Source organism: Usitatibacter rugosus, from assembly GCF_013003965.1.
GTDB classification, from domain to species: domain Bacteria; phylum Pseudomonadota; class Gammaproteobacteria; order Burkholderiales; family Usitatibacteraceae; genus Usitatibacter; species Usitatibacter rugosus.
Map to the genome: position 1 here is coordinate 2,490,862 of NZ_CP053069.1, position 16,104 is coordinate 2,506,965.

12 protein-coding genes are annotated in these 16,104 nt (G+C 67.2%); 7 read left to right on the forward strand and 5 right to left on the reverse strand.

From position 1 onward, the window contains the following. Positions 1–151: 151 nt before the first annotated feature. Positions 152–385, forward strand: coding sequence for a hypothetical protein (locus DSM104443_RS11755; protein ID WP_171092443.1), 234 nt, complete (start codon positions 152–154; stop codon positions 383–385). Between the two features lie 110 nt (positions 386–495). Here the strand turns inward: DSM104443_RS11755 and DSM104443_RS11760 are convergent, their stop codons facing one another. Further along, a complete protein-coding gene (locus DSM104443_RS11760) occupies positions 496–1,272 on the reverse strand; it encodes a response regulator transcription factor (RefSeq protein WP_171092445.1) in 777 nt (258 codons plus the stop codon). Positions 1,273–1,394: 122 nt separating this feature from the next. On the opposite strand from DSM104443_RS11760, the gene DSM104443_RS11765 reads away from it, so the two are divergent. Further along, positions 1,395–1,778: an ANTAR domain-containing protein gene (locus DSM104443_RS11765; protein WP_171092447.1), complete on the forward strand. Its 384-nt coding sequence runs from the start codon at positions 1,395–1,397 to the stop codon at positions 1,776–1,778. Positions 1,779–1,807: 29 nt separating this feature from the next. Here DSM104443_RS11765 and DSM104443_RS11770 read toward each other — a convergent pair whose 3' ends face one another. The 3 genes from DSM104443_RS11770 to DSM104443_RS11780 are packed head-to-tail and all read right to left on the reverse strand — an operon-like array spanning position 1,808 to position 6,659. Further along, the gene (locus DSM104443_RS11770; protein ID WP_171092449.1) at positions 1,808–2,617 is read right to left on the reverse strand and encodes an isocitrate lyase/PEP mutase family protein; all 810 of its coding nucleotides are present in this window, start codon (positions 2,615–2,617) and stop codon (positions 1,808–1,810) included. Then, on the reverse strand, positions 2,614–3,207 hold the full coding sequence (locus DSM104443_RS11775) for an NAD-dependent epimerase/dehydratase family protein (RefSeq protein ID WP_171092451.1): 594 nt from the start codon (positions 3,205–3,207) through the stop codon (positions 2,614–2,616). Before DSM104443_RS11775 ends, DSM104443_RS11770 begins: the two co-directional genes overlap by 4 nt. Positions 3,208–3,230: 23 nt before the next feature. Continuing rightward, the gene (locus DSM104443_RS11780) at positions 3,231–6,659 is read right to left on the reverse strand and encodes a PAS domain-containing protein (RefSeq protein ID WP_171092453.1); all 3,429 of its coding nucleotides are present in this window, start codon (positions 6,657–6,659) and stop codon (positions 3,231–3,233) included. Positions 6,660–6,973: 314 nt separating this feature from the next. On the opposite strand from DSM104443_RS11780, the gene DSM104443_RS11785 reads away from it, so the two are divergent. The 5 genes from DSM104443_RS11785 (at position 6,974) to DSM104443_RS11805 (ending at position 15,160) form a co-directional block, all read left to right on the forward strand. Next, positions 6,974–7,642: a sigma-70 family RNA polymerase sigma factor gene (locus DSM104443_RS11785; RefSeq protein ID WP_171092455.1), complete on the forward strand. Its 669-nt coding sequence runs from the start codon at positions 6,974–6,976 to the stop codon at positions 7,640–7,642. Between the two features lie 103 nt (positions 7,643–7,745). Next, positions 7,746–8,522 (forward strand): sensor histidine kinase, encoded by a 777-nt coding sequence (locus tag DSM104443_RS11790; protein WP_171092457.1) that lies wholly within the window; start codon positions 7,746–7,748, stop codon positions 8,520–8,522. A gap of 26 nt (positions 8,523–8,548) precedes the next feature. After that, positions 8,549–9,196: a response regulator gene (locus tag DSM104443_RS11795; protein WP_212756629.1), complete on the forward strand. Its 648-nt coding sequence runs from the start codon at positions 8,549–8,551 to the stop codon at positions 9,194–9,196. A gap of 11 nt (positions 9,197–9,207) precedes the next feature. Beyond that, positions 9,208–12,183: a sensor histidine kinase gene (locus tag DSM104443_RS11800; RefSeq protein ID WP_171092459.1), complete on the forward strand. Its 2,976-nt coding sequence runs from the start codon at positions 9,208–9,210 to the stop codon at positions 12,181–12,183. A gap of 16 nt (positions 12,184–12,199) precedes the next feature. Beyond that, positions 12,200–15,160, forward strand: a complete 2,961-nt coding sequence (locus tag DSM104443_RS11805) for a sensor histidine kinase (protein WP_212756630.1) — start codon at positions 12,200–12,202, stop codon at positions 15,158–15,160. A gap of 54 nt (positions 15,161–15,214) precedes the next feature. Here DSM104443_RS11805 and DSM104443_RS11810 read toward each other — a convergent pair whose 3' ends face one another. Further along, positions 15,215–16,081, reverse strand: coding sequence for an alpha/beta fold hydrolase (locus DSM104443_RS11810; RefSeq protein WP_171092464.1), 867 nt, complete (start codon positions 16,079–16,081; stop codon positions 15,215–15,217). Positions 16,082–16,104 lie beyond the last annotated feature (23 nt).

A 16,104-nucleotide genomic window follows, 5' to 3' on the forward strand; every position in this document is an offset into this window, starting at 1 on the left:
TGTAACGGGGCGTGCACTTTCCACCCGTTCGTGCACGGGACGGCCTACGCCGGCGCGGTGTCCCCGCGAAACTCCGGCCAGCCATGCGACGAGGTGACGGACGGGAAGCTTCTTCAACGCCGAATCGAACCCTGGACCGGGAGCCCCTGACATGAGCACGATGAGTACGTCCCAATTCACCCTCGGCGTCGTCGTCGCGACGATTGCGACCCTCTCGGTGGGCCTGCTGAGCCTCGTCTTCATCCTCTGGGTGGAGATCGGCACGATGGCCTCCGCGCAGCCGCAGCGAGTCGCGCAAGTGCAGGGCTCGCAGGCCGCGTGCTGCGAGAGCTCCCTGCGGACCACGCTCGCCTCGCGCGCGTATCGCGTCGCGAAGTGGATGTAGCGCAATGGCCCTCTACCTGAGGACGGCAAAATGATCACGTTCATAGCGCGCCTGCTGGCGCGGTCGGCTTCGGCGGCGCTTAGCGCCTATACCACGCCAGTCCCCTGAGGTCAGCGCACGACCTCGACCGGCACCGTGAGCACGTACCCGGCTCCGCGTTCGGTGCGTATCAATTCCTCGCCGGCGCTGTGCTCTTCGAGCTTCTTGCGCAAGCGGCCCACCTGGGTGTCGACCGCGCGATCGTAGACCTCGTCGTTGTGCAGGTGCGACATGCCGAGCAATTGTTCGCGCGTAAGGACGCGTTGCGGCGAAGCGAGGAAGGCCGCAAGCAAATTGAACTCGGCATTCCTGAGCGCGATCACCTCGCCTTGGGGCGACTTCAGGCGCCGCACGCGGACGTTGAGTTCCCAGCCCGCGAAGCGGTAGGCACGAATCTTCGCCAAACCGTCCGCTACCGTCTCGTGGGAGCGCGAACGGCGCAGCAACGCTCGGATCCGCGCCAGCAACTCGCGCGGCGAGAAGGGCTTGGTCAGGTAGTCGTCGGCTCCCAGCTCGAGGGCCATCACCCGATCGGCCTCCTCCTTGCGCCCCGTGAGCATGATGATCGGCACGTTGGAGTCGGCGCGGATCCTGCGGGCGATTTCCATTCCATCCTCGCCGGGCAGCTTCAGGTCGAGGATCACGAGATCGATCATGTCTTGCGCCATCACGCCGGCGATTTCCCGCCCGCTCGAAAGCGCGGTGACCTGTATCTCGTTGTCGCCCAGGTAGTCGGCGACCATCTGGCGCACGGAGGGATCGTCATCGACGGCCAGGACGTGGGTCGCGGCAGGCGGCGTCTTCCCGGTCGTAGTCGTGCTCACTTGAGCCAGTGCGTCATGGAACATGGCGAAAGATTCGGCCCGAAGTATCGCAGCCGCGTGTCTTTCCGGCGGGACTTTGTGTCAGATGACAAAGACCGGACGGATCCTGCCACCGTCCTGACGGCGTCGCCGGCCGACAATGCGCCATGGGCAATCGGCGTGCGAAGGGGCACATCCTCGTTGTCGAGCCGAACGACCTGATTCTCGGCTTGCTCCAGCTTTGGCTGGGCGAGGCAGGCTATGCGGTCGTCGTCGAGGCCTCGCAAGCGGTGTCGCGGGCCGTGGGCGGGCGCGAAGTACCGCATCTCGTGATCATCGACGTTCCGACGCCCCGCAGCGCGGAGAAGATCATCCGGTCGGTCCGCGAAGCGTACAGTGGCCCGATCCTGCTCCTGTCCGCCCGATTCACGCGAGGCTCGGGCTCCTCGAGCAACGTGGCGCGCCAGTTGGGCGTGCGAATGGTCCTGCCGAAGCCGTTCACGCGCGAGGAGTTGCTCTCGGCGGTGGACGAGTCGATCGGCGGCGCGTGATCGAGAGGCGCGGTGCGCCCTGCCCGGCGTCATTTCCACAGCTCGGCATTCCAGTCCGGCCCCATTCCTGCGTCGTCGAGGCGCCGCAGCGCATCCGTGGCGGCCGCAAGCCGCTTCAGCAGGAGGCGAAACAGCATGGGACCGACGCTGATCCTTGCCACGCCCATCCGGCCAAGCTCGGCGAGGGCGATGCTACCCGGGGCGTACACGATGTTCGTCGGGCCCAGGGCAACGTACTGCCGGATGGCCGATGGCTCCGACAGGAAGATCGGATAGACGCAATCGGCGCCGGCCTCGAGGTAGCTCCGTGCGCGCTTCAAGCCCTCGTCCAGCGAGCGCTCCCGGCCGGGAAAATGCACGTCGACCCGGGCGTTGATCACGGCGTCGAAGCCCCGGGCGCGCGCCGCTGCCTTGATCGCGGTGATGCGCTCCGCTTGCCGGCCAATGTCGACGAGACCTCCGGCGCGATAGTCGGAGTCTTCCAGATTGGCCCCGCAGGCGCCCGACTCCGCAAGCCGATCGACGAACTCCTTCGGCGACAGGCCATAGCCATCCTCGAGGTCCGCCGTGACCGGCAGCGTCACGACATCCGCGATTCGCCGCGTCGCGCCGAACGCGACATCGGGCGGAAGGTGGCCGTGATCCTCATAGCCGTTCACGGGCGCGAGCGCGTTGCTGGCCGTGGCGATCGCGCTCATGCCGGCGGCCTCGACGACGCGGGCGCTCGTCGGATCCCAGACGTTGGCCAAAATCAGCGGATTGCCGGGAACGTGCAGCTTGCGCAGCTTCGCGGCGTCCACGGCGAGGTCGTGCACAAAAGGTTTCGTCGGTTCGTTCATGGCGCGATGTCACCCTCGGTGATGGTGAAGATTCCCTGCGGACCCGTGAGAAACGGCATGGTGCGCCGTGCGGCGTCATCGACGTGGATCCGGGGGGCCGGCGGCGGCTCCTTGTCGAAGTACGTCTCCGGCCCGTAGAACAATCCGTACCGCAACACCCTCCCCCCCGCCGCGACGACGGCGTTCTCGTGGGCGTCGATCACCGGCCCGGTCCCGGGACCTGTGCGCCACGCAATGCTCTGAGCCAGGAACCCCGGAGCCTTCGCGGCCTTCGCCGCGTCGAGGAGATTGCGCGTCCCTTCGCTGCGTACACGGTCGTTCCGGGAGAGAAAGTCGGCCAGCTTCTCGAGCTCATCCGGCAGGTCCGTCACCTGGTGAACGACGAGATCCGGCTGGAAGTCCGTCACCGCGGTGGCCAGCGCCTTCGCGTCGAAGAGATCGCACAACACGGGCGTCACGCCCGCGGCGCGTAGCGCCTCGATCTTCGCAGGCGTGCGTGTCATGCCCGCGACGACGTGGCCTTCCGCCCGCATGAGCGGCAAGAGTCGAATGCCGATGAGGCCCGTGGCCCCAGCAAGAAAGATCCTCACCTTCTCTCCCTTTATCTACTTGTCTACAGGCGAAGCGCCCGCGCCAGGCTCGTGGCGAGGTCGCGTACCGAAAGCGGCTTCTGCAGGACTTCGTCGGCTCCTTCCGGGAGCCCGGCGTGCGACCCCAGGTAGCCGCTCATCAATACGACGGGCATGGAGCTGCCCATGCCACGCACTTCGCGAATCAGGTCCGAGCCCGACATCTCCGGCATGCGCTCGTCGGTGATGAGTGCATCGAAGCGCCCGGGATCGGCACGAAACGCGGCGAGCGCAGCCGCACCCGAGGTGAAGCCGATGGGCTCATAGCCCAGGTCCTCGAGAGCGCGGGCCGCGAGCAGCACCAACGGCTCTTCGTCGTCGACGATCAATATGCACCGGCCCTCGCCTCGCGGAAAAACCGACTCCTCTTCCACCCGTTCTTCGGCAGGCTCCGCAGCGTCCCCGGATCGAGGCAGGTAGACGACGAACGTGCTGCCGGCACCGACGGCGCTCTGAACATCGATCGCACCGCCGAGCTCAGTCACGATGCCGTGCACGAGCGAAAGCCCCAGTCCGGTGCCGGTGCCAACTTCCTTGGTCGTGAAGAAGGGATCGAAGATGCGATCCACGATGTCCGGCGCGATGCCCGAACCGGTATCCGACACTCTGAGCACGACATACTCTCCAGCCCCACGCGCGCCGATCGTGGCGGTGGAAGGCACCTCGATGCGCTCGATGGCGAGCTCGACGCGCAGCGTTCCGTGGGAAGGCATGGCCTGGACGGCATTGGTCACCAGGTTGGAAACCACCTGGTGGACCTGCGTCGCGTCGCCAAGCACCGCCGCCGACCCCGCGTGCAGCATGGAATGCACCGCCACCCCCGCCGGCACCTTCGACGAAACCTGGTCGAGCACCTCACGGACGACGCTCTCCACATGGACCGGCACGACTTCACCGACCGCGCTGCGGCTGAAGGCCAGCACGCGCTCGACGAGCGACCGCCCGCGCTCGCCGGCGACCATGATGCTGTCCAGGTCGCGCGCAAGGCGGCTGCCCTTGGGGACACCGCGCTGCGCCATCTCGCCGTAGCCGAGGATCGCCCCAAGGATGTTGTTGAAGTCGTGCGCGATCCCGCCGGCCAGCGTTCCCATTGCCTCGAGGCGCTGCGACTGGCGAAGCTTCTCCTCCATCGCCCTCAAGCCCTGCTCCGCCGCCTTGCGGGCCGTGATGTCGGTGGTCGAGCCGGTCCACCGCATGACCTTGCCCGTGTCGTCGCGCACGCAGATGGCCTGGAGGCTGTGCCAGCGGGTCTCTCCACGGACCAGGTAGCGCACTTCCATGGCGAGCCGATCGCCCGTTCCGGCGAACAGCTCGTTTCGTGCGGCCTCCCATTTTGCGAAGTCCTCCGGGTGCATGTTGGTTCGCGTCCGGAAGTGTTCCCGGCTCGACCATTCGTCGAAGTCGAACCCGCCCATCTCGAACGCCCTGCGCGAGGCGAGATAGCGGTCGGTGGGAACGTGCCAATCCCAATACCCCGACTCGCTCGCGGCCATGGCGAGCTCGTAACGCTGCTCGGATTCGCGCAGCCCCTCCTCGGCCAGCTTGCGCTCCGTGATGTCGGTCGTGGAGCCGCTCCAGCGGACGACCTTGCCCGTGTCATCGCGCATGCAGATGGCATGAAGGAGATGCCACCGAGTCTCCCCACGGACCATGTAGCGCACTTCCATGGAAAGCCGCTCGCCCGTCCCGTCGAACAGCTCCTGTCGCGCAGCCTCCCATCGAACGAGATCCTCCGGATGCATGTTGATGTTCGCGCGGTACTCATCCCGGTTGGACCACGTGGTGTCGCGTGCATAGCCGCCCAGCTCGAAAGACCTGGGCGAGACAAAGTAGCGGTTGGTCGGAATGTGCCAATCCCAGTATCCCGACTCGCTCGCCGCCATCGCGAGCTCGTAGCGTTCCTCGGATTCGCGCAGCGCTTCCTCGGCGCGCCGGCGGGCATCGACATCGCTCATCGAGCCGGCCATGCGCAGCGGTTTCCCGGATGCATCCCGCACGCACACGCCATGGAGGTGTCGCCAGCGGTAGACACCATCCGGCTGAAGGAAGCGGAACTCGCCGTCGTACGCCGGCGCCTTTCCCGACAGGTGCGCCTGCACCGCGGCGAAACGCCGTGGAAGGTCCTCGGGATGGAGCGGCAGCGATTCGAACCATCCGTCCAGCGGCACGACCTCCGGCCCCGGAGGCACTCCACATAGCTCGCGCGTGCGCGGGGAGAAATAGACGCTCCGACCGACGAGATCGATGTCCCATACGCCGTCGGCGGAGCCGGCGACCGCGCGAGCGAAGCGTTCCTGGGATTCGCGCAGCGCCTCCTCGGCAACCTTGCGCGCCGTGATGTCGGCCACCACGCCGACCCGCCGGTGCGCGCGGCCGGTGGCGTCACGCACCACTTTGCCGCGCGTCGAGAGCCAGCGCATCTCTTCCGAGGGCAGCACGATGCGGAACTCGAACGCGTAGCGATCGGGGCCGCCGGGCGTTTCGACGGCGCGGATCATGTCGGCGTAGTTCGCTGCGTCCTCGTCTGCGTAGAAGCGGAAGTACCTCAGGAAATCGCGTCGGCCCGTAAAACGCGTGCCCCTCGGTATGCCGAAGATCTCGTTCAGCCGCTCGGACGTGACGAACGTGTCCGTCTCGATGTCGGCGTCGACGTAGCCCTCCCCGGCCGCTTCCATCGCGAGGGCGTAGCGCTCCTCGGATTCGCGCAGTGCCGTTTCAGCGCGCTTGCTCTCCGATACATCACGGACCGCACCGTTCCAACGCACCACCCGCCCCGTGGAATCGCGCGTCGCACGGCCCATGGAGTGGATCCAGCGCACCTCGCCCTGCGCCAGGACGCGGTATGCCAACTCGACGCGCTCCGTCTTGCCCGCGAAGTGCTCGGCGACCATGCGGTTCATCACCGCCCGGTCCTCGTTAGGCATCGAGACCCGCCGGAACAGGTCCCCCCGCCCGTTGATCGTCGTGCCCGGCGCGATCCCGAAGAGCTCGAGCAGCCGGGGTGAGACATAGAGCCTGTCACCCTCGACGGTCCAGTCCCAGAACCCTGCGTCGCCGGCGCCCAAGGCGAGCTCGCAGCGTTCCCTGTATTCGCGTAGCTCCGCTTCCACCTGCCGGCGCCTGAACCCCCACCACCCCACGGCGACTCCCACGATGGAGAACGTGATGAAGCGAGGCAAGTCCAGGAAGCCGCCCAGCAGCGGGTAGCTCACCGTGATGAGCCGCGGCACCAGGAGGGTCGCCAGGACGGCCGCCAGGAATCCGGGGCCTGCGCCGCCAAACCACCCCGTGACGAGCGCGGCAATCACGAACAGGCCTGCGAGGCTGAACATGGGGCCCACTGGCGAGTGGTACGCCAGCGCGGCGAGCAGAACGCAACCGGGTGCGAGTGCGTAGCGCATCGCAGCCTGCATGGCTTGCTCCTTTGGCGAGGACTACGACCGCGAAGAATACACCGCCACCGGCGGTGCACGTGCGCCTTTGCCAGGCGTTGCAATGAGATGGCATTTGCCACAAACGTCGCGCCTGCAGCTTCAAGCGCCGCATCCGCGTCACCGGCGGCATTCCCGGACGCGATCCTGCGGACAACTTGCGATCTCCCCGGCATTCAATGCGAGCCATGCAGTCGGGTACCCGTTCGAGTAGGTGCAGGAATCGCCGAACGGGTGTGTCGCGAGATTCGAGAGGTCCCTACGCTGGGCCTGTCTTCGCCAACGGGAGAAAAGACATGAACGCAGTGAATGCCGACAACGTGACGGAAGTCTTCATGGCGCATCGCCAGCGCCTCCTGGGAATCGCCTGCCGCATGCTCGGCTCTTGGTCCGAAGCGGAGGACCTCGTGCAGGACGCGTACCTGCGCTGGCACCGGACCGCGCGTGAGCACATCGAATCGCCCCTCGCCTTCCTCGTCACGATCACCACGCGGCTCTCGCTCGACCGGCTTCGCGAGCTGAAGCGCGAACGCGAGCACTGTGTGGTGACCGACGAGCCCGAGGCGACGTTCGCCGATCCTTGCCCGTCTCCCGAGGCGCAACGCATCCAGGCCGAAGAAGTCTCCATCGCGTTCGACGCCGTCATGGAGCGCCTCGGCACGGACGAGCGCACGGCGTTCCTCCTGCGCGAGATCTTCGACTACGACTACCCCGAGGTGGCACGCCTGCTGGGCAAGGCGGAGCCCGCCTGCCGCCAGCTGATCCACCGCGCACGCACCCGCATTCGCGACTCGAACCGGCGCTTCACGCTGACCGACGAATCCCGGATGCGCGTGATGCAGAAGTTCCAGGCGGCGATGGCAACGGGCAGCCACCCGAACGTCATGGCACTCCTGTCGGAGCCCGTCGAATACGTCGAGCCTGCAAGAGCGACGTCCGACCGTTGTCACAAAGTGGCGGCCTAGGACGTCTGGCAATGAAACTACCCGTTCGGGTGAGGGGCGCAATGTCGGAGCCGACGACAATGGCTTGCGAAGCTCGACGTCTCGAGCGCGGAGCGACCAGGCCATGCGGACGGAAGCAGTACAGGGTTGGCCCATGTGGGCGTTGTGCGGACTGGCGACGATCGCCCTGGTGGCGCTCCTCATGCGGCGCCGGACCCATCGCCTCCTCCAGCAGGAACGCCTCCTCCACGACGACCGCTTGCGCGAGCGGGAGCGGATCGCGCGCGAGCTGCACGACATGCTGGTCCAGAGCACGCAGGGCTTCATCCTCACCGTGCAGGCCGCCGCCGGGCTCGTGCCGGCGAACAGCCCTGCGCGTCCGATGCTGGAGCGCGCTCTCGACACTGCCGACCAGGTCCTCGCCGACGGGCGCGACCGCGTGCACCAGCTGCGTTCCCTCGGCATCGACCCCACCGACTTGCCCGATGCGTTGAAGCGGCTGGGCCAGGCGCTGTGGCGTGCCGACGGCACGCGCTTCGACGTCGTGGTCGAGGGCCGCCCGCGCACGATGTGCGTGACGATCGCCAACGACGTCTACGAGATCGCCCGCGAAGCATTGTCGAACGCTTTCCGCCACGCGAAGCCGGGCTTGGTGGAGGTGCAGCTCGCCTTCGCGGACAAGATGTTCCGGCTGCGCGTCCGCGACGACGGACGCGGCTTCGGGGCGGAGGCCGGCGGAAACGGAGACGCCGCGCGATGGGGATTGGAGCGGATGCGGGAGCGAGCGCGCGCGATGGGCGCTAAACTCGACATTCGCAGCCATGAAGGCGTGGGTACCGAGATCGAGCTGCAGGTGCCCGCGCGCATCGCCTACCTTCGCCGCACCGCCCGCTGGTGGTGAATGGCATGCCGATACAGGGAAAGCAAATGACGGAGACCGGCGGAAAATCCTTGGCGCGCATCCGCGTGATGGTCGTCGACGACCACCCGCTGCTGAGGGACGGCATCGTCGCCGTCGTCGCGCAGGAAGCGGACATGGAAATCGTGGCGCAGGCCGGTAACGGCCGCGAGGCGATCGAGCGCTATCGCGAGCACGCGCCGGACGTGGCGGTGCTCGACGTACGCATGCCCGACATCGACGGCGTCGAGGCGTGCGCGACCATCCGTGCCGAGGCGCCCGAAGCCCGCATCGTGATGCTGACCACCTATCCGGGCGACGTGCAGATGGTCCGCGCCCTGAAGGCCGGAGCGAGTGGCTATCTGCTGAAGAGCATGGTGCGTACCGAGTTGCTCGACGCCATTCGCGCGGTCCATGCGGGACGCCGTTACCTGCCGGCCGAGGTGTCGCGCGAGCTCGCGGCCCACCGGGTCGATGAGCTGCTGACGGCACGGGAGCTCGCTGTGCTGCGCCAGGTCGCGGCCGGCAACTCGAACCGCGACGCGGCCAATGCGCTGTTCGTCTCGGAAGACACGATCAAGGCGCACATGAAGAATATTTCCAGCAAGCTGGCCGCGAAGGACCGCACCCACGCGGTCACGATCGCGATCCAGCGCGGCATCCTCGACGTGACCTAAGGGAGTTCGTGGTGATCCGATTGCTGCTCCTCGCGGTGATGTTGCTGCCGCTTGCCTCCGTGGGCGCCGATATCCCACGCTCCCTGTCGCAGTACACCCACCAGCGCTGGACGGACGAGAACGGCATTCCGGGTCCCACCTTCAACCTGGTCCAAGGCAAGGATGGCTACCTCTGGGTCGGCGCGGGCGAAGGCGCCCTCTACCGGTTCGATGGGGTGCGCTTCGAGAAAATCGAGCTGGAGGGAGTCACCGGGCGCCAAGGCTCGATAGAGGGGTTGGTGGCCGCGGCGAACGGCGACGTGTGGACGTGGTTCGTGCTCTCGCAGACGTTCGCGGTCTATCGCAGTGGCGCGCTACGCGCGATCGAGGCTCCCAAGGTGAGCGACGTCACCGAGCTGGCGGAGACACGCGACGGGGCGATCTGGGCGCGGCGAACGGGCAAGGGTACGGGACTCCTGCGGTACGCGAAGGGCGAATGGCGGAAGTTCGGCCCCGCGGATGGCCTGCCGGACGACTACTCGCGCAGCATGCTCGTGGCGGCCGACGGCGCGCTGTGGGTTTCCTACTTTCACTCCGTCTCGCGCCTCGCACCGGGTGCCGACCGGTTCGAAAAGGCGTTCGACACGCAGGGCGAGAACGGCCGCATCTCGCAGGATCCCTCCGGACGCATCTGGATATCGGGCAAGCGCGGCAGCTATCCGCTCACCGGGCCGGGAGCGCAGGGCGCGGCACCGCCGGTCCGATTCCCCTACCCCACGGCCAACCCGCCCGTGCCCGGCCGGCCCATGTTCGATCGCGATGGGCACCTGTGGCTCGCGTTGCCGTTCGGCGGTGGCCTGCAGCGCGTCACCGCCCCCGATCCCGCCGGAGGCAACTCCGCGGAGGAAGCCGCATCGCGGGTGGAGACCTTCGGCGTACGCGACGGCCTCACCGCTGCCGTTACCACGCAATTGCTGGAGGACCGCGAGGGCAACATCTGGGTCGTCACGGAAAAGGGCCTCGACAAGTTTCGCGCCGCGACGGTGCGGGTCGAGCCCATGCTCACGAAGCCGACGCCTTTCGGCGACGCACTGATGGCATCGTCGGATGGCAGCGTCTACATCGGCGAGTCGGACGCGGTGTACCGCGTCGCGCCCGGTGGCCAGCCCCAGGTGATCCTCAAGAGCACGTCAACCCCCTCGGCGATCTGCGAGGGTCCGGACGGTGCGGCGTGGATCATGAGCTCCGAGCCCATCGTCGTCTGGAAGGGCGATCGCATCGTCGGACGCGTGCCGAAGGCGCCCGCCGAGGCGGTCATCCAGGATTGCGCCTTCGACAGGCACGGGGACCTGTGGGTGACCGCGAAGGCGAGTGGCATGTTCCGCTATCGCGACAAGCGCTGGGAGCCGATGTTCGGCCCCGTCGATCGCGAAAACTATTTTCCCTCGGGCATGACCCGCGACTCTCGACAACGGCTCGTGCTGCAGTGGGGTCCGAAGACCCTGAGCTGGATCGACCACCCGGAGCGCACGTCGGCAAAGTTGGGGGATGCACCGGAGAACCTGATCACCGTTTACGGTTCACCCCGCGGGCACGTCCTCTCGGGCAGCTCGCGGGCCTTCCGGCAGTTTCGCGACGGCCGCGTCGAAACGATCACCGAGGCCCAGGGCCTGCACTACCGGGGCGTGAAGGGAATCGCGGAAACGTCCGGGGGCGACACCTGGACGGTCAACGAGAACTTCATCGCGCGCACGCGTACCGCGGATCTCGATCGCGCATTCGCGGAGCCCGCTTTCCAGCCCGCCGTGGTGAAGCTCAGCTACGACGACGGGTTGCCGGGGCGAATCTACGCCCGGGCCGCACGCGCCATGGTCCGCGGCGGCGACGGCCGGCTGTGGATCAGCACGCTTCTCGGGACGGTCTGGATGGATCCCGAGCGCATCATTCGCAACGCGCTCATGCCGCCCGTCGTGATCACCTCGTTGATCGTCGACGGCAAGCTTCACCGCGACCCTGGGTCGCTAACGCTGCCGGCAGCGCCTTCCAACGTCGAGATCAACTACGCCGGGCTCTCGTACGCGAATCCGAAGCGCGTGGAGTTCCGCTATCGCCTCGAAGGCTACGACAAGGACTGGGTCGATCCCGGCACGCGGCGCCAGGCGTTCTACACGAACCTTGCACCGGGAACCTATCGCTTCCGCGTGAAGGCCGCGAACAACGAGGGCGTGTGGAACGAAACGGGCGCGGCGCTCGATTTCGAGATTCCGCCGACGTTCGTCCAGTCGAGGACATTTCTGGCCCTCTGCATCGCGCTTGGCGTGTTGCTCCTTTGGGCGATCTATCGCCTGCGCGTGGCGCAGGTCACCGCGCGGATCCGCAGCCGCCTCGAGGCGCAAACCATCGAGCGCGAGCGCATCGCGCGCGAGCTGCACGACACGCTGCTGCAGAGCACGCAGGGACTGATCCTCCACATCCAGGCCGCCGCAACGAACATGGCCCCCGGCGAGGCGCCCCGCAAACAACTCGAGGCCGCGCTCGAGCACGCCAATGACGTCGTCGCGGAGGGACGCAACCGCGTGCTCGACCTGCGGATCGCCGGCGGCCAGGGTGACGTGCGAACGGTCCTCCAGGAGATCGCGGATGCCACGCCGTTCGACCCCCGGATCCCGGTCCATATCAAAGTAGAGGGCAAGGTACGCCCGGTGCATCCGCTCGTACTGGCCGAGGTCAAGCAGATCGCGAGCGAGGCGTTGTTCAATATCGCGCGCCACGCGCGGGCGAAGTCGGTCAAGGTGACTCTCACCTTTGCCCTTCGAGAGCTCCGCATCCGAATCCACGACGACGGCATCGGCATCGCCGAAGAGCTGCTCGCGGCGGGAAGCAAGCCGGGACACTTCGGACTTCCCGGCATGCGTGAGCGCGCGCAGAACATCGGCGGCACGCTCGCCGTCGAGAGCCGCCCGGGTGCAGGCACGGACGTGACGCTCATCCTGCCGGCGAGCGACTGAGCTTGAAGGGCGCGCGGTGATCCGGTCGCTTCTCCTTGCAGGCTATGCCCTGCTCTGCGCCATGCCGGTATGGCCCATCGAGGCGGATCGAACGCTCGTCCAGCTTCACCACGAGGCATGGGGCGTCCATGACGGCGCCCCGACGGCCGTCAACATGATGGCCCAGACGGACGATGGCTTCCTGTGGTTCGCGACGGCGACCGGCGTCGTGCGCTTCGACGGCGTGCGGTTCGAAAGCTACGGTGCCCGGGGTGCGAGCCTTCCGCGAAATCCGGCGCACTCGATCCTCGCGCTTCCCAGCAACGGTCTCCTGGTCGGATGGTTCTGGGGCGGCGCGAGCCTGGTGCGCAATGGCGACGTCACGCATTGGAGCGAGAAGGACGGATATCCGCCGGGAACCACGTACCAGTTCCTGAGGGACAGCGATGGGGGCCTCTGGGCAGCAACGAGCACTGCGCTCGCCCGGTTCGACGGCAAGCGATGGCAGCGGGTCGGCGCCGAGATGAATTTCGCGGGACTTCATGCCTACGCATTGTTCCTCGATCGGGATGGAACCGTCGGGGCACTGACCGAAACGACGCTCATGCTCCTTCCCAGGGGAGCGGCGGCATTCCGCGAAACGGGAGGCACCCATAGCTCGGGCGCGCCGATGGCCCGGGCTAGGGACGACAAGTACTACTTCAGTCTCGGGACTTCGATCCGGTCGTTCACAAATCTCGCCCACTACGATCGCCCGGACAATCCGGTGCTGCTCGCAGGCCTGCCGGACAGCGATTACCGGCACCTGCTCCTCGATCGCGACGGCGGCCTCTGGTTCAGCACGAACACCGGCATCGCCCGGGTCCCGCAACCCGGCGGCAAGGACCCCCGTGTCGAGTATCACGAGACCCTGGGGGGCCTCGAGCACGACTACAGCGCCCTGCTCGAGGATCGGGATGGAAGCATTTGGGTGGCCAACGGACAAGGCATCGAGCGCTTTCGATCGGGCGCGATCGTGCCGCCGACGGGGCTGATGGCCACGCGATGGCCCGCGATGATCCCCGACACGAGCGGCGGCCTCTGGTTTGCCGGGTGGAAGAGTACCCTCAGGCACGTCGCTGCCGACGGCACCGCGCGAACCGTGAAGAGCCTGCGCGGCAGCAGCGCTTACGTGGAGCCCGGGGGCGCGATGTGGTTTGCCTCCGGCGAAATCACAGGGATTGCCCCGGAGCTGCTGCGATACGAAGGCGGCCGCTTCGAGACGATCGCGCTGCCCGGGGAGCTCGGCCTTGGAGTCGACCTCCAGGCGATTGTCGTCGACGCGGACGGAGGCCTGTGGATTTCGGTGGTTCGCCGGGGTGTCTTCCGCCGGGAGGGCACGACATGGTCCCGCGTCGCCGGCCTCCCCGACGGGGGAAGGCGCACGGCCGTCGTCATGGCCGCGGACGCTTCGGGCAACGTGTGGCTCGGCTACCGCGAGGGTCAGGTCGCGCAATACGCGCGCGGCAAGGTACGGATCTACGGCTCCGCGGACGGCGTCGACCTCGGAGTCGTGAGCGCGATCCATGAAGGCGACGGGCGCTTGTGGATCGGCGGCGATCGCGGCGTCGCGACATTCGATCGGGACACGTTTCGCACGATCGCGACCGCCGCGCCGGACGCCGTGGCCGGCATCACCGGCATCGTCGAGACGCGCGGGGGTGACCTGTGGTTGCACGGAGTGGGTGGCGTAGCGCGGATGCGCGCGGCGGAAGTCCAAAGGGCGCTGAAGGATCCGGCCCACCGCCCTGAAGTTCGTGTCTTCAGCGAGCAAGACGGATTGCGAGGAAACCGCGCCCTCGTGCGTCCGTTGCCGACCCTGGTCAAGGGAAGCGATGAGCGCCTGTGGATTGCCACGACCCGGGGAGTCTTTTCGCTGGACCCGCGAAGGCTTGTCGGCGACGATGTGCCGCCGACCGTCGTCATCAACTCCGCTGTGGCGGCCGGCGATCGCTTCGTCGCTCCTGCGAGCCTCGAGCTGCCGGCTGGTACGACCAGCCTGGAGTTCGACTACACCGTGCCCAACTCCGCCGCGCCGCGCCGCGTTCGGTTCCGCCACCGGCTCGTAGGTCTCGATGACGATTGGCGCGAGGCCGGTCCCCGCAGGCAGGCCTTCTATACGAACCTCGGCCCGGGAAGCTACCGATTCCAGGTCACGGCCGCCAGCGAGGACGGGCTTTGGAGCGAGCCCGGCGCTTCGGTGGCCTTTGATATCGCGCCCGCCTGGTACCAGACGCGCTTGTTCGCCGTGCTGTGCGTCGCGACGGGTCTCTTCCTGCTCTGGCTGCTCTATCGCCTGCGGATGGCGCAAGTCGCGGCCCGCATCCGCAGCCGCCTCGAGGCGCAGCTGATCGAGCGCGAGCGGATCGCCCGCGAGCTCCACGACACGCTGCTGCAAAGCACGCAGGGCTTGATCCTCCACATCCAATCCGCGGCAACGAAGATGGCGCCCGGCGAAGCGCCGCGCGAGCAGCTCGAGGCCGCGCTGGAGCACGCCAATGACGTGGTCGCCGAGGGACGCAACCGCGTGCTCGACCTGCGGATTGCGGGCGGCCAGGGCGACGTGCGAACGATCCTCCAGGAGATCGCGGCGGCCACGCCCTTCGATCCCCGGATCCCGGTCCATATCAACGTGCAGGGCAAGGTACGCACGGTGCATCCGCTCGTACTGGCCGAGATCAAGCAGATCGCGAGCGAGGCGTTGTTCAACATCGCACGTCACGCCCAGGCGAGGTCGGTCGAGGTGACCGTCACCTTTGCCCTTCGAGAGCTCCGCATCCGCATCCACGACGACGGCATCGGCATCGCCGAAGAGCTGCTCTCGGCGGGAAGCAAGCCGGGACACTTCGGCCTTTCCGGAATGCGTGAGCGTGCGCAGAACATCGGCGGGACGTTTTCGATCGAGAGCCGCCCGGGAAAAGGCACCGACGTCATGCTGACGCTACCGGCCACCGACTGAACGCGAACCCGGTGAGCCGGGCGCGACGGCGAAATCACCATCGCGCCCAAGCCGTCAGGCCGCTTTCTTCGCAGCGTCCACGCTCCCCGTCTTCACGAACGCGAGCAGGTCCGCATTGATCACGTCGGCGTGCGTCGTGCACATGCCGTGCGGGAACTTCTCGTAGACCTTCAGCGCGCCGTTCTTCAGCAGCTTCACCGACAGCAACGCGGCGTTGGCGATCGGCACGATCTGGTCGTCATCGCCGTGCAGGACGAGCGTCGGCACGGTGATGGCTTTCAGGTCCTCGGTGAAGTCCGTTTCGGAAAAGGCCTTGATGCCGAGGTAATGCGCATTCGCTCCGCCCATCATCCCCTGGCGCCACCAGTTCTGGATCACGCCCTGGGACACCTTCGCGCCGGGCCGGTTGAACCCGTAGAAAGGACCGCTGGCGAAATCGAGGTAGAACTGCGCGCGGCTCGCCGCGAGCTCCTTGCGCAAGCCGTCGAGGACTTCGATCGGCAGGCCGCCCGGGGTGGCGGCGGTCTTGAGCATGAGCGGCGGTACCGCGCTGATCAGCACCAGCTTCGCGACGCGGCCCTGCTTCTGGCCATGCTGGGCCACGTATCGCGTTGCTTCGCCGCCGCCGGTGGAGTGGCCGATGTGGATGGCGTTCTTGAGGTCCAGGTGCTCCACCACCGCGGCGACATCGGCGGCGTAGTGGTCCATGTCATGGCCCGTGGCGACCTGGCTCGAACGGCCGTGGCCGCGCCGGTCGTGGGCGATGACGCGAAAGCCGTTCACGGCGAAGAACATCATCTGCGTGTCCCAGTCGTCCGCGCTCAGCGGCCAGCCGTGATGGAAGACGATGGGCTGCCCGTTCCTGGGGCCCCAGTCCTTGAAGAAAATCTGTACTCCGTCCTTGGTGGTGATGGTGTTCATGTGTTGGGCTCCTTGCTTCGATT

Excerpts from the sequence above, each read along its gene's own strand:
- DSM104443_RS11790 (WP_171092457.1), top strand. The coding sequence starts at position 7,746 with ATGCGGACGGAAGCAGTACAGGGTTGGCCCATGTGGGCGTTGTGCGGA.
- DSM104443_RS11780 (WP_171092453.1), bottom strand. The coding sequence starts at position 6,659 with ATGCAGGCTGCGATGCGCTACGCACTCGCACCCGGTTGCGTTCTGCTC.
- DSM104443_RS11810 (WP_171092464.1), bottom strand. The coding sequence starts at position 16,081 with ATGAACACCATCACCACCAAGGACGGAGTACAGATTTTCTTCAAGGAC.
- DSM104443_RS11765 (WP_171092447.1), top strand. The coding sequence starts at position 1,395 with ATGGGCAATCGGCGTGCGAAGGGGCACATCCTCGTTGTCGAGCCGAAC.
- DSM104443_RS11795 (WP_212756629.1), top strand. The coding sequence starts at position 8,549 with ATGACGGAGACCGGCGGAAAATCCTTGGCGCGCATCCGCGTGATGGTC.
- DSM104443_RS11785 (WP_171092455.1), top strand. The coding sequence starts at position 6,974 with ATGAACGCAGTGAATGCCGACAACGTGACGGAAGTCTTCATGGCGCAT.
- DSM104443_RS11770 (WP_171092449.1), bottom strand. The coding sequence starts at position 2,617 with ATGAACGAACCGACGAAACCTTTTGTGCACGACCTCGCCGTGGACGCC.
- DSM104443_RS11760 (WP_171092445.1), bottom strand. The coding sequence starts at position 1,272 with ATGTTCCATGACGCACTGGCTCAAGTGAGCACGACTACGACCGGGAAG.
- DSM104443_RS11755 (WP_171092443.1), top strand. The coding sequence starts at position 152 with ATGAGCACGATGAGTACGTCCCAATTCACCCTCGGCGTCGTCGTCGCG.